Origin of the sequence: Streptosporangium sp. NPDC049078, assembly GCF_040648855.1 — a bacterium.
In the GTDB taxonomy this organism is placed as follows: Bacteria; Actinomycetota; Actinomycetes; order Streptosporangiales; family Streptosporangiaceae; genus Streptosporangium.
The window spans coordinates 79,173-91,931 of sequence record NZ_JBEZEL010000005.1 but is presented as its reverse complement, the minus strand read 5'-3'; the positions used below and the strand labels follow the sequence as shown (position 1 = coordinate 91,931).

10 protein-coding genes are annotated in these 12,759 nt (G+C 72.6%); 7 read left to right on the top strand and 3 right to left on the bottom strand.

Annotation, left to right across the window (positions count from 1 at the left end):
- On the top strand, nt 1–360 hold the full coding sequence (locus AB0B90_RS09525) for a nuclear transport factor 2 family protein (RefSeq protein WP_362921903.1): 360 nt from the start codon (nt 1–3) through the stop codon (nt 358–360).
- 127 nt (nt 361–487) lie between these two features.
- On the opposite strand, the gene deoC is transcribed toward AB0B90_RS09525, so the two are convergent.
- A complete protein-coding gene (gene deoC / locus AB0B90_RS09520; RefSeq protein WP_350944133.1) occupies nt 488–1,231 on the bottom strand; it encodes a deoxyribose-phosphate aldolase in 744 nt (247 codons plus the stop codon).
- Nucleotides 1,232–1,354: 123 nt separating this feature from the next.
- Between deoC and AB0B90_RS09515 the strand changes: the two genes are divergently transcribed.
- The 4 genes from AB0B90_RS09515 to AB0B90_RS09500 all read left to right on the top strand — a co-directional run bounded on the left by AB0B90_RS09515 (nt 1,355) and on the right by AB0B90_RS09500 (nt 8,732).
- The gene (locus AB0B90_RS09515) at nt 1,355–2,119 is read left to right on the top strand and encodes a GntR family transcriptional regulator (protein ID WP_350944135.1); all 765 of its coding nucleotides are present in this window, start codon (nt 1,355–1,357) and stop codon (nt 2,117–2,119) included.
- Nucleotides 2,120–2,490: 371 nt separating this feature from the next.
- Complete coding sequence (locus AB0B90_RS09510; protein ID WP_362921900.1) at nt 2,491–3,708, top strand: hypothetical protein; 1,218 nt, start codon at nt 2,491–2,493, stop codon at nt 3,706–3,708.
- The gene (locus AB0B90_RS09505; RefSeq protein ID WP_362921898.1) at nt 3,698–5,047 is read left to right on the top strand and encodes a hypothetical protein; all 1,350 of its coding nucleotides are present in this window, start codon (nt 3,698–3,700) and stop codon (nt 5,045–5,047) included. Before AB0B90_RS09510 ends, AB0B90_RS09505 begins: the two co-directional genes overlap by 11 nt.
- A 154-nt stretch (nt 5,048–5,201) precedes the next feature.
- Entirely contained in the window at nt 5,202–8,732 is a 3,531-nt protein-coding gene (locus tag AB0B90_RS09500) for a chromosome partitioning protein ParA (protein ID WP_362921897.1), read from the top strand.
- A 107-nt stretch (nt 8,733–8,839) separates the two neighbouring features.
- Here the strand turns inward: AB0B90_RS09500 and AB0B90_RS09495 are convergent, their stop codons facing one another.
- Nucleotides 8,840–9,766, bottom strand: a complete 927-nt coding sequence (locus AB0B90_RS09495) for an NmrA/HSCARG family protein (protein ID WP_350944140.1) — start codon at nt 9,764–9,766, stop codon at nt 8,840–8,842.
- Nucleotides 9,767–9,870: 104 nt separating this feature from the next.
- On the opposite strand from AB0B90_RS09495, the gene AB0B90_RS09490 reads away from it, so the two are divergent.
- Nucleotides 9,871–10,440: a TetR/AcrR family transcriptional regulator gene (locus tag AB0B90_RS09490; protein ID WP_350944141.1), complete on the top strand. Its 570-nt coding sequence runs from the start codon at nt 9,871–9,873 to the stop codon at nt 10,438–10,440.
- A gap of 257 nt (nt 10,441–10,697) precedes the next feature.
- Here the strand turns inward: AB0B90_RS09490 and AB0B90_RS09485 are convergent, their stop codons facing one another.
- Nucleotides 10,698–11,525: a metal-dependent hydrolase gene (locus AB0B90_RS09485; protein ID WP_350944142.1), complete on the bottom strand. Its 828-nt coding sequence runs from the start codon at nt 11,523–11,525 to the stop codon at nt 10,698–10,700.
- A 210-nt stretch (nt 11,526–11,735) separates the two neighbouring features.
- Between AB0B90_RS09485 and AB0B90_RS09480 the strand changes: the two genes are divergently transcribed.
- Nucleotides 11,736–12,527 (top strand): carboxypeptidase-like regulatory domain-containing protein, encoded by a 792-nt coding sequence (locus AB0B90_RS09480; protein ID WP_362921894.1) that lies wholly within the window; start codon nt 11,736–11,738, stop codon nt 12,525–12,527.
- Nucleotides 12,528–12,759 lie beyond the last annotated feature (232 nt).

The following is a 12,759-nucleotide window of genomic DNA, read 5'->3' as shown; positions in this document are numbered from 1 at the left end:
ATGGAGGACTTGCGGAACGCCGAGCGCCGGCTCCAGACCGCGCAGCTCGCTGGAGATGTCGAGGCGCTGGATCGGCTGCTGGACGATCGGCTGATCTTTACCTTCGGTGCGAACGTTGCGACCAAGGCGGACGACCTGGAGCTGCACCGCACTCGGACGCAGGTGATGACGAGGGTGGCCGAGGAGGAGTTGACCGTGCTCGCCGATGGGCGCACCGGAGTGACGTGGTTTCTCGGCACCGTCGAAGGGACCGTCTCCGGCGCGCCGTTCGCGGCCAGGATGCGCTACACCCGTACTTGGCTGTACAGCGAGACGCACGGCTGGCGAATCATCGCCGTGCACGCCGGCACGGCCGATTGACACAGCCGACACGTTGTCCGACGAGCGGCCGGCCGGATGGTCGCCGGCGAGGTTCGACCGCCCCCGGCTCCGGGCCTTCATGGCCCAGGACCCCTGAAGCCACGGCGAGCCGCAAGGTAGCCCGCCGTCAGTTCGGCGCGCTCGCGGTGGGCGGGTTGCCGTTGCGGCGGCTTTCGAGGTCGTCGAGGATCGCCGCGGTGGCCGTGACTCCGAAGCGGGTGGCGCCGAGCCGGTGCAGGTGCAGGAGCGCGTCCAGGGTGCGAACGCCTCCGGCCGCCTTGACCTGCATGTGAGAGGACACGGTGCGTCGCATCAGGGCGATGTCGGCGGTCGTCGCCCCACCGGGGGCGAACCCGGTGCTGGTCTTGACGAAGGCCGTGCCCGCGGTCTCGGCGGCCCTGTACCCGGCGGTCTTTTCCCGATCGGTCAGGTAGGCGTTCTCGAAGATCACTTTTACCGGGCGCCCCTCGGCGGCCTGGGCGACGGCGGCGATCTCGTTCTGGACGAACGCCACGTCGCCGCCACGTAGGCGACCAATGTTGATCACCATGTCGATCTCCTCCGCCCCCAGGGAGATCAGCTCGGCGGTCTCGAAGACCTTCGCCTGCGTGGTGCCGCCGCCGTGCGGGAAGCCGACGACCGTGCCGACGAGAACCCGGCTGCCGCGCAGCGTGGCGACCGCAGCCGCCACGTCGGCGGGCCGTACGCACACCGACGCCGTGCGGTACTCCAGGGCGGTCGCCAAGCCGTCCTCGACCTCGGCCGGAGTCAGTTCGGGTCGCAGCAGCGAATGGTCGATCATCTTCGCCACCTCCTCGCGTGAGGGCAGGGGGCCCTCCCAGCGCGGGACGTCGATCGAGGCCACGGACATGATGTTCTCCTTCGGGTCGCCTCAGGTAAGCTGTATATACAGCCTATACAGATCTCGATGACGGTGTCGACTGACGTCACACTGGGAACCGACACCATCCGACCGAGGAGGAGCACACCCGCCATGGCCGCGTCGCAACCGCTGTACGAGCGCATCGAGAAGCAACTGCGACGGCGTCTCGAAGGCGCCGCCGACGGTGATCCGTTCGCCTCCGAGTCGCAGCTGGCGCAGGAGTTCGGTGTCTCCCGGATGACGGCGCGCGCCGCTATGGTCCGGCTGGAACGCGACGGCCTGCTGGAGCGGGTGCCGGGACGGGGCAGCTTCGTGCGCCAGGTCGCCGCCGCCCGGCCGGTCGGCACCCTGCTGAGCTTCCACGACCAGGCCCTCGCCCTCGGCAAGACGCCACGTTCCCGGGTCCTGGAGGCCGCCGTGCGCCCTGCCTCCCCTCAGGAGGCGGCCGCCCTCTATCCACCGGCCCTCACCACGCGACCCGCGTCCGTGGTCGTCATCAGCCGTGTCCGGCTCTTCGACGACCTGCCCGTGGCCATCGAACACGCCACCTTCCCTGCCACCCTCGACGCGCTGCTCACCGCGGACCTGGAGACGGGATCACTGCATCAGACCCTCCGCCGCCTGGGACTGCATCCGACTCTCGGCTCCTCCGTCCTCACGGCGCGCACAGCCGACGACGACGCACCCGAACTCGACGTCGACCCCACGACACCGATGCTCGTCGAGACGCGCTCCATCGTTGATCAACACGGGAATCCCCTCGAATACACGACCAGCTCCTACGTGGCGCACCGCTACGCGCTCAAGGTCGACTTCTCCGTCTCCGCGCCCGGACACCCCTCGCGCCCGGCCCTGCCACCCGCGGCGAGGCGGTGAGGCGGTGAGGCGGTGAGGCGGTGAGGCGGTGAGGCGCCCAGCCTGACGCCTCACCCGATCCCCAAACACCCGGTTGGGTCGGCAAGGTGTTGGAACAGGGCAGCAAAACTACTCAAGCTGCGCCATACGGTGTCGGGAAACGATCGCCCGCCCGGGCATGACGCCGACCCCATCCCGAGTCGCCCGGCGACCACACCGAGCAGGAACACGCCCCGCTCTCCGAGCACGTCGTCGCCTACCGCCTGGACGGTCCGCTGTTCTTCGCCGCTGCCCACCGTTTCCTACGGCCCGTGTTCGGCCGCGTCTCTCCGTGGAGCGCTTCTCCGCGGTCCGGGTCAGGATTGTCGGGCACAAGCCTTACGGTAGGGCGCGTGCCAGAGACGAACCACGAGATCACGCTCGACTCGGCCCTCACCGAGGAGGCCGTGCTCTCGACCTACCGCCGCATGTTCGCGGCGCTCGCCCGCGACAGCGGCGCGGTGGTGGACGACCCCGCGCTGGTCGACATCGCCGAGACGCTGTTCGCGGCGTTCGCCGAGGCGGGCGAGGAGTGGCTGACCCACGAGCAGATGCGCCACGTCTGCCGGGCCTACCCGCTCGACCGGTTCGAGAACCGGCTCAGGGTCCTGCGCGGCCTCGGCGCGATCCGGGAGGTGTTCCCCAAGCCCAACCAGCTTCGCTACCGCGCGTCGTTCACCAGTGTGGTGGGGCTGATGTTCATCCGCCGGATGATGGACGACGGCGGCCAGTCGGAGATGCACCGCCTACTCGCTCTCGAAGACCTCAACGTGGCCGACCCTCGCACGACGATGGAGGAGGCTCGCGCCAGCGCGCAGAACCTGTCGCGCGCCTTCCGGCTGTGGGCGCTGGAGCTGATCACGCTGACCGGCGGCACCATCGAGGAACTGCGCGAGCAGGCGCCCAAGCTGTGGGGCACCGAGGAGATCGCCAGGCGGGCGCAGAGCCTGCACGGCACCATCCTCACCCGCTGGCCCGACCTCGACCGCACCTGCACCGAACTGCGTGCCGCGATCTACTCCTACAGCGACGCCTCGCGCCGCGCCGCCGGGCGCCTGGCCGACTCGGCGGGCACGACGAGAAACCTCACGCTGCTTCCCGCGGAGACCTGGCGCACCTTCGCGCAGACCGCGAGCAAGGAGCGTCTGGCCTCCGTGCTCGACGGCTTCGTCTTCGACGCCCCCGCCCCCTGGCACGACCCGGCGGCGATCGTCAGGGCGGTGGACGAGAGCCCTCGCCCGGCACCCGCCCAGCCCACTCCCCCGCGTTCGGCCCTGCCCGACCCCGGCACCGCCGACACCCACGACCCCGGCACAGGCGGCCTCGACCGCCTGGCCGCGGTGGCCGAGGCCGCGCTCGCCGGGCGCTCCACCGCCCGTCTGGAGGAGCTGCTCACCGCCGACGGCGAGTGGGTCTCCGCTCGCAGGCTGCTCGCCGACCTCGTCTCGGCCGACCTGCGTCCCGACTCCCCGTACCGCCTGCGCTGGTCCGACGGCCTCACCGCCGACCCCGGCGGCGAGCCCGCCTGGCTCTCCCACGGCCATCTCGAAAGGACCGGCGGTGCCGGCTGATCCGCGACACACGTCGCCCACGACGTCTCCCGCGCACGACCGGGTGGTCGCCACCGGGACGGCGCACGAGCGGGCGGCGGGATCGGCCGACGCCGAGTCGTCCGGGATGGCGCATGTCCGTGCCAGGGCGGGCGGACCTCTCACACTCGCGGCGGGGGAGGCGGCTCCCGCCGGGATGGCGCGGCTGGGGCGCGGCGACGGCACGGGGCTCGCACTGCCGGTCTGGCCCGACGGGGCGACCCCGTCGCTCCTGGAGGAATACCAGGTCGCGCCGGTCGCGGTGGAACGATCCGGGGAGACCCGGCGGGTGCTGGCCGCGGCCCTGCGATGCTGCTGGACCGATCTCGCCTCCGACCCCTGGCCGGGCACCCCGGCCAGGGTGGACGACGTGCTGTCGGCGTACCGTGCGCTGATCGGGCGCGGCGACGACCTCATGCGCAACTGGGCGGTCGGCGCGCTGCGCCGCCTGCACGACTCGGCCTGGCTGGAGGTCGCCGACGGGCTGGTACGGCTCGGCCCCCGGTGCGCCTCCTGGCCCGCGGCGTCCCACGCCCAACTGCGGGAGCTGATGCGCCGCCTGCCCACGGGTGAGGAGGTTCCCGGCGGCCTGGAGGTGCTCCCTGTCGCGGAGCCTCTCGACGACGCGGAGGCGGGAGCCGCTGTCACGATCCCCGAGGAGGTCGACGAGGATCTGCTCGGTCCGTTCGACGAGCGGCGCAGGGCCGAGGTCGTGGCGGCGTTCATGGCGGTGGAGCACGCGGCCGAACCGGTGCACGAGGCCCGTTTTCCCGCGCTGCGCGACCCGGTGCTGCGCCGTACGCTCGCCGAGATGCTGGAGCGTCGCGGCCGGGTCCTGATCCACGACCGCGACGCGTGGATCTCGGGTTACGCGCCCGAGACGCTCACGGGAACGAGAACGGGGACGGGGACGGGGACGGGGACGGGAGCAGGCTCGGGAGCGGGAACAGGCTCGGGCTCGGCTCTGGGTGAGTCCGAGCGGGCGGTTCTGGTCCTCGTGCTGATCCACTCGGTGGCGATCCCGCGGGCCGACGGCCTGCTGCCCGCCGACAGCTGGCTCTCGCCGTTCCCCGCCCAGGTCGACGAGCTTCGGCGGCACACCAGGTTGCCGATCGGCGAGCTGGACGCCGCGCTGCGCACCCTGCGCCACGCGGGTCTGGTGACCCAGGTGAAGACGGGCGAGGAGGCGGGGGGTTACGTGCCGGGGCCGCAGTTCCACCGGCTCACTCCGCAGGCCAGGCGTCACCTGCAGGAGGAGCTGATCCTCGCGGCGGGGCCGCACACCCCGCTGGCCGCGGCCGTACGGGCCAACCGGCGGTGAGCGGACCCGATGACGGGGTGCCGGGGTCCCGCCGGGCCGACCGCCTGGCGGGTGTGAGGTGGCCCTCTCTCATGACGAGCCGAAGCCGGGACGAGGTCCCGGAGATCCGGTGCTCCGGGCGCCGGAAGCCGGATGGAAGAAAGGAACGACGGGGTTGACCGAGCAGCGGAACCAGGCCGCGAAGAGCTCGCGCGAAAGCCGAGCCCGGGGCGCGGAAACCCGCGCCGACACGGCCGGGGCCGAAAACGCCCAGGCTGCAACCTCCCAGGGCGAGGTCACCGGAGCCACCCGCGCCAGGAAGGTCGGGGCGGAGGGCACTCGGAGCAAGGACGTCAAGGACTCCCGGGGGGAGAGCGGCGGGAAGACCCGGCCGGAGGGCACTCGGAGCGAGGAGATCAAGGACTCCCGGGGGGAGAGCGGCAGGAGGAATCGGGCAAAGAGCACCCTGAGCGGGGAGGTCACGGTCTCCCCGGGGGAGGGCGGCGGAAAGGCCCGGCGGAGCGGGGAGAGCGGAGGCTCCGGGGACACGGGCGGGACGCAGGCGACCCTGGTCCCCGTGGAGCCGGCCCGCGCCACCGCCCCGAGCGAGAACGTGGTGGGCGACCGGGTGCTGATCGCCGTGCAGCCGGTCAACATCTCGCGGCTCTCGACCCATCCGGTGCCGACCGTTCCCGGCACGCTGATCGTGGTCGCGGGCGCGGGGCCGAAGGACTCCAACGGCGCGGGCAAGTCGTCGTTCATCGCGATGATCACCGCGCTGCTCGGAGACGAGCAGTGGCGGTTCGCCTCGGGCGCGAAGGCGGTCTCCGAGCTGCTGTTCAACGCCGAGCTGGCGGCGGGCGGGGGTGGCCGGACGTGGGCCAGTGCCGACCACGGCTACATCGTCGGCGTTTTCGCACCGGCCGACTCCGTGTACACCGGACGCAACGGCTCCTCGCGGAGCGGTCCCGTCCGCACCGGCTCCGGCCACACCGTCGCCGAGAGCGCCGACCCCGTGGACGACACCGGTCCCGCGAACGGCGACTCCCCGGGCATCGGCCACCCGAACAGCGACTCCCCCGACCACGCCTCCCTGGACGACGCGGTGACCGTGTGGCTGCGGGTCAACCAGGAGGCCCCGCACCTGGAGATCCGCTGGATCCAGGGGGTGCACCTGGCGGTGGCGGCCTCGGAGGCGGAGCGGGTGACGCGGGCCGACGCGCTGTGGGCGACGCTGCCCCGCTCGGCGGGACGCCGCGACGTGGTGGCGCGTGACCTGACCAGGTTCCTGTACGGCGACCGCGTCAGGTGCGTGTCGTTCCTGTCGACCTCGGTGCGCAGCAAGGTCGCCACCAACCTGCTCTCCCAGCCGCTCAACGAGATCTCCCCCGAGCGGGTCTTCGAGGCGATCGCCGCGCTGACCGGCCTGGACGCCGAGCTCGACCAGGAGCGGGAGGCCCGCCGCGACGAGCACGCCAGGCGGGTGCGGGCGACGCGGGCCGTGGAGCTGCTGCGGGAGTTCGAGGCCGAGTCCCACACGCTCCTGGAGACCTTCGACAGGCGTGACCGTGCCCGCGTCCGGCTGGCCGGTGCGCTGCGCTGCTGGCGGGGGCGGCTGGCACGCAGGCTCACCGACGCCGGGCAGCGGGACGAGGCGCTCGCGGCCGAGTTGGAGCGGGTCCACGCGGCGGGCGCGCGTGCCACCGAGGCGATCGGTGAGGTCAGGGCCGAGATCGCCACGCTCAAGGACGACACGCTGGAGCGCGGGCTGGCCGAGGCCCGCAGGGAGCTGAGCGCGCTGCAGGCACGCGCGGCGAAGCTGGACGCCGACCGCGCGGTGGCGGAGAACTCGGTCGACGAGCTGCGCGGCTGGATCCCCGGTCTTGAGGAGCAGCGCCGCCTGGCCGACGGGCGCGACGTGACGACGGCCGGTGCGGAGCTGACCGAGGCGAGGACGCGGCTGAACGAGGCGCTGAAAGCGCTGGGCGTGGCCGACCGGGAGGCCGAGGGGGCGAAGGGCGCGCTGGACGACGCCGAAGGTGGCCCGGCGGCGGCCCAGCTCAACGCGCTCGCCGCCGCGGGTGTCGGCGCGACCGGCCTGCTCGACGCGATCGACGTCGCCGAGCAGGCGCGCGACGAGGAGGGTGCGCCGGGCCGGGACGGCCGGGTGGGGCCCGCGCTGGGAGCCCGCGGATGGCCGCACGAGCACACGGTCGTCGTCGACGCGGCCGACCTGGAGGCGGCGGCGCGGGCGCTGGACGCGCTGCCGGGGTCCGTGCTGGTCAGCGCGGCGGGCGTCACCGTGGTGGGATCGTTCGAGGTGGCCGTCACCGGCAGGGAGGCCCGCATCAAGGCGGCCGAGCAGCGGCTGCACCGGGCGCGCGACGCGCAGGAGAGCGCGGCGGCGGTCGTGCGGGCCGCCGAGGACGCCGTGGCCGAGGCGGGCAGGAGGCTTGAGGGGGCGAAGGCGTCCGTGCAACTGGCCGACATCGAGCGGCGGCTCGCCGAGCGCCGGGCCGCGCTCACCGAGCTGTCCGAGGCGCTGGCCACGATCGCGCCGAAGGTCGACGAGGCCGAGCGCCGGGCGAGCGCCCTGGACTTCCGCGCCCGTACGAGAAGCATGGAGATCGAGCGTCTGGAGGGGCGCAGGGCCAGGTACGAGTCCGACCGTGACCAGGCCGCGGAACAGGCGGCGAGGATCGCCGCCGACCGCGACGCGCTCGGGCTGGACGCGCTGGCCGGCGACTGGGGCGGCACCCTCGACGGAGCCCGCGAGTGGCTGGGCGCCCTGGAGGAGCAGGAGCGTCCGCTCACCTCCGAGGAGTGGTGGCGGGCCGCCGAGCGCCACCTGGACGAGGCGCTGCGCGACACCTTCCCCGCCTTCCCCGGCGAGGACGAGGAGATGCCCGAGGAACTGCGCTTCCTGGTCGGCGAACGGACCGCGCCCGGTGCCGGGCGCACCGCCCGCGAGCAGGCGACGTTCCCCGGCGTGTGCTCCACGCTCGCCTCCTACCTGCGCGGCCAGGAGGAGTACGAGCGGCATCGGCGCCGCCAGATCGAGACGCAGATCGTCACCCGGCAGCGCGACCTGACGGCCGCGGCCAGGGGTGCCGAGGAGGCCGCCCAGTCCACCGCCGTGCACCGGGCCGCGCTGACCGCCGCGATCAAGGCGCGGCTGACCCGGGTGGCCGAGGAGTTCGACAAACTCGACACCTCCTACGGTGGTTACGGCGCGACGCTGGAGTTTCCCGTGCCGCCCGCGCCCGCCGACCCCGAGCAGCGCTGGGCGTGGCGGGTGACGCCCAAGTGGCGCAGGGGCGAGGGGCAGGGCTTCGTGCCGTACAACCGGCGGGCCAACACCGCGCTGATGGACGAGAAGGCGGTGAAGCTGGTCTGCGCGGCGGCGATCGCGTCCTCGGGGGGCGGGCACCTGTGCCTGGTCCTGGACGAGCTGGGCCGTAACCTCGGCAAGGAGCATCGCAGGGAGGCGGTGGCGCTGTTCCGCAGGATCGGCGAGACGTACGGGATCACGGTGATCGGCGCGCTGCAGGACGACATGGAGCCGTACGCCGTCGACGCCTGCGGGCAGTACGTCAAGCTGCGCCGCTCCTCCGACGCCATGCCGTACAACGAGCCGCCGGTCGTCATCGGCCACGACCTGCACGCCGAACGGGTGCGCGCCCTGGCCTCCGCGGTGAGCAGGTGAGCAGGTGAGCGTCCCGCGGTCGCGGCGCGGACGCGCGCCGCGACCGAGGACCACCCGCCGGAGGCCGGGGCCGCCGAGCGGGGACCCCCGCTCGGCGTCAGGTGGTGTCAGGCGGCGAGCCGCATGTGCTCGTACGCCCATTCCTCGAAGGTCGTGAGCGGGATGCCGAAGGCCCGCGCGTACTCCGGACGGGCGGGCTGCTCGACCGTGTTGAGGAACTCGTGGGAGGAGACGCCCGCCCACGGCATTCCGGCGGCGACCGCCTCCTCCATGGTCATGTCGGGCGCGGTCACCTCGGTTCCCAGGGTGCGGGAGAGGACTGCGGCGACCTCGGCCATCGTCAGATGGTCGCCGGCCAGTTCCAGTTCGACCTTGTGGAAACGTTCCGGCTCGGCGATGGCCGCGGCGGCGGTCGTGCCGACGTCGGCGGCCGCGACGAGGGAGAGCCGGGTGCCGGGCTTCAGCACGGTCGCGAGGCCGCCCTCGATGCCGCGCGGGAACAGGTACGCCAGGGACGGGAGGAAGTTCTCCATGAAGAAGCCCGGTTTGATGATCGTCCAGTGCGTGAAGCCCGCCTCACGCACCCGGTCCTGTGCGCCGGACTTGGCGGCGAAGCCGGGCTCAAGCATCGCCCAGCGGCCCTCGGCCCAGCCGGGGGTCTCCACGTGCTGGCCCGCGCCGGTGACGGAGGTGTGCACGAACTGCGGCACGTCCGCGGCCAGCGCTCCCTCGACCAGGTTGGCGGCCTGGGTCAGCTCGCCCTCGAAGTCGAAGGCGTCTCCCTTCAGCGCGGGCATCTGCATCGAGAAGACGGCCCGTGCTCCTCGCGCGGCTCTCACCAGGGAGTCTCGGTCGTCGAGGTCGCCGGTGACCAGTTCGGCGCCGAGCGCCTCGACCGCCCGTGCCCGGTCGGTCGTGGGGTCGCGGACCAGCGCCCGGACGGGAACGCCGTTGGCGAGCAGGGCGCGGGTGGTGGCGCCCCCCTGCCGTCCGGTGGCGCCGGTGACCAGGACGGGTGCGGGATTGGTGGGCATGAGGCCTCTCCTCGGGTGATCGCCGATTAAACGGCGGACCCCGCCGTTTATATTCGAGTAAGATACGGCGGACCCCGCCACTTAGCAAATGTTGAGGTGAGACCATGCCCGTCAAGCGGGCGGACGCCCGGCGCAACTACGCGCGCCTGCTCGCCGTGGCCGAGGAGGCGGTCGCCACGTACGGCGCCGACGCGTCCCTGGAGGAGATCGCCCGCACCGCGGGGGTCGGATCCGCCACCGTGCGCCGCCACTTCCCCAGCCGCCACGCACTGCTGCAGGCGGTCTTCCGCGAGCGGGTCGAGGCCCTGTGCGCCCGTGCCCGCGCGTTGACCGAGAGAACCGACACCCGGGCCGCACTTCTGGAGTGGCTGCGCGCCGTCACCGCGGACGCCGCGACCATCCGAGGGCTGGCCATCGCACTGACCCGCGAACGGGCGGCCGGCCCCGACGTGGCTCCCGAGAACTGCTGCTCGGCGCAACTCACCGAGGCGGGCGCCCCCCTGGCGCGCCGCGCCGCGGACGACGGCGCCCTCGCACCGGGCGTGACCATCACCGACCTGCTCAACCTGATCACCGGCATCGCCCTGGCCACGGAGCACCACCCGGACCCCGCCACCGAGGCGGACCGGCTGTTCGCCCTCACCGTGGCGGGGGTGAGCCCTCCTCGGCGGTGAGCGCCACGCCCCGGAGTGAACGCCGGCGCGTGGTCACCGGCGGAAGCCGGCGACGTGTGCGGCCCAACGGGCGTGCAGGCTGTTTTCTCCGGAGCGCACGGGCCGTTCGGACGCCGCTCACCGGCCCGGATGATCCCGTTCCGGGATGATTCGGTGTTCTTCGGTGTTCTTCTGCGTCCTTCTGCGTCCTTCAGTGTCCTTCAGTGTCCTTCAGTGTCCTTCAGTGTCCTTCAGTGTCCTTCAGTGTCCTTCCGCTGTCACGAGGGAGGGCTCACGATGCTGCGCATCGTGAGCTCCGCGTCCTGGAGGGAGAGGGAGACGCGCACGGAGCCCAGTTCGGAGGTTCGGGAGACGTGCGTCCCGCCGCAGGGGATGCTCGCCTCGCCCTCGGGCAGCGAGCAACGCCACGTCCGCCGCCCCGACAGGGACGGGGACGGGCTGTCGACCGTGACCGGCGCGTCGGCCGCGATCCACTCCATGAGCTGCTCGTCGATCCGCCGGGTGAGGTCGCCGAGGTCGAGGTCCCCCGCCTCGAACCCCTTTCTCCGCAGGGACTTGCCCAGGCGGTAGACATCGCTGCTGCCGTGTTCCACGATCCGCGACGTGGTGATCGCCGCCTGGTCGAAGTCGGGACGGCCGAGCGAGTCGGGCTTCACCTCCTTGCGCCACCGGTCGGCCAGTGCCGCGTTGAGGGCCAGGGCGGTGAGGTGGCACGCGGTGTGCCCGGCGGAGAGCGCCGAGCGGTACGCCTCGTCGACGGCCAGCACGACCGGTCCGGCGTCCCCGGTGACCGGTTGCTCCAGCACGTGCACCACGAGCCAGTCCCAGCCCTCGGCGCCGCGCCGCACCGGGATCTCCTCCCCCAGATAGAGCCGCTCGCCGTCCGACGCACCGGTCACGCAGTCGAGGACCGGCAGCCCGTTCACGGTCCCCCGGTCGGCGGGCTGGTCAGGCCAGGTGTGGTCCAGCGGATGGAAGGGGGTCTCCGCCGTGACCACGCCGTAGCCGCCGTCGAGCGCCGTGGTCGAGACCACCCGCGAAACTCCGCGCACGTCGCCGTGCGGATAGGTGACCTGGGTGTCCATGACTGATCCGTGACTCCAATCGTTCCGTGTCGTCCCCGATTCGTGAGGACCGCGCCGGACACGATAGGGCCTCGCGGTCCCCTCGATCCGGACTCCGAGCATCAGGCGGTCTTCGCGGCGGCGGCACGACCGAGGCGGGCAGCGCGCGGACGATCCGCCGGACCGTCACTTCCAAGTGAATTACAAGATCGTGCGCCTAGGGTCACCGGCGTGCGAGAAGTGGTTGTCGTGGGTGTTCTCATCGCGGCCCTGAGTGGCTGCGCGTTGGAAGGCGAGGAACGGATGACGGGTACGGCGGATGCCGGGCGAGAGACCACCGCTGAGCGGCAGGCCGGGGCGGAGCAGGTCGAGGCCGGAGTGCTCAAGGGGCGGGTCGTCGACGCGGCGGGCAGGCCCGTCCCGGGCGCGGAGATCGTCGCCGACAACCAGCTGCTGTACAACAGCAACCTGGTCGTGACGACCGACAAGGACGGCCGCTACCGGGTGAGCAGCGACGTCGCCGCGGCCACCTTCCGGGTGACAGGCACCGTGACCCGCCGCTTCGAGGGCCGCGCCTACACGATGGACCTGACCCCCCACGACGACGCCTCCTTCGCCGGTGCGGACGGTGCGATCCGCGACTTCACCTGGCGGCTCACCGGTGAGCGATCCGACGGGCTGGGTTTCTACGGCGGCATGGTCCTCTTCCACCTGGAGTTCTACAACCCGCAGAACCCGCAGACCTTCCTGCAGGACGAGGACGTCACGCTCACCCTGACTCCGCAGGGGCCGTTGATCGACGGCTCGGCCGGCGAGGTCATCACCCGCCGGGCCGAGCGCGGCGGCGACGGCTCGGGACTGATGGACGTGCCCATCGGCCGCTACCGGATCACCGCCGAGCATCTCGGACACCCTCTGAAGATCCGGATTCGCGACACCGGCGAGTACGGCGAGGCCGTCGTCGCCGACTTCGAGCGCCTCCTGAGCACCGTCTACCAGATCCAGCTCGATCTCAAGCCTTGACGAGGCGCCCAAGGCGCCGGGCGCATGGCCGAGAGGCGAAGGTCGCGCTGGAGGACGCCGAGGGTGGCCCGGCGGCGGCCCGGCTCAACGCGCCCGCCGAGGCGGACCGGCTGTCCGCCCTCACCGTGGGAGCCCTCCTCAGCGGTGAGCGCCACGCTCCTGCGGCGGGTTCCCTCGCCCCTCTCCGACGACCGCGAAGGACACCGTCGAGTGCCTGGTCCGGCTGGGATTG

Excerpts from the sequence above, each read along its gene's own strand:
- AB0B90_RS09490 (WP_350944141.1), top strand. The coding sequence starts at position 9,871 with ATGCCCGTCAAGCGGGCGGACGCCCGGCGCAACTACGCGCGCCTGCTC.
- AB0B90_RS09485 (WP_350944142.1), bottom strand. The coding sequence starts at position 11,525 with ATGGACACCCAGGTCACCTATCCGCACGGCGACGTGCGCGGAGTTTCG.
- AB0B90_RS09495 (WP_350944140.1), bottom strand. The coding sequence starts at position 9,766 with ATGCCCACCAATCCCGCACCCGTCCTGGTCACCGGCGCCACCGGACGG.
- AB0B90_RS09525 (WP_362921903.1), top strand. The coding sequence starts at position 1 with ATGGAGGACTTGCGGAACGCCGAGCGCCGGCTCCAGACCGCGCAGCTC.
- deoC (WP_350944133.1), bottom strand. The coding sequence starts at position 1,231 with ATGTCCGTGGCCTCGATCGACGTCCCGCGCTGGGAGGGCCCCCTGCCC.
- AB0B90_RS09515 (WP_350944135.1), top strand. The coding sequence starts at position 1,355 with ATGGCCGCGTCGCAACCGCTGTACGAGCGCATCGAGAAGCAACTGCGA.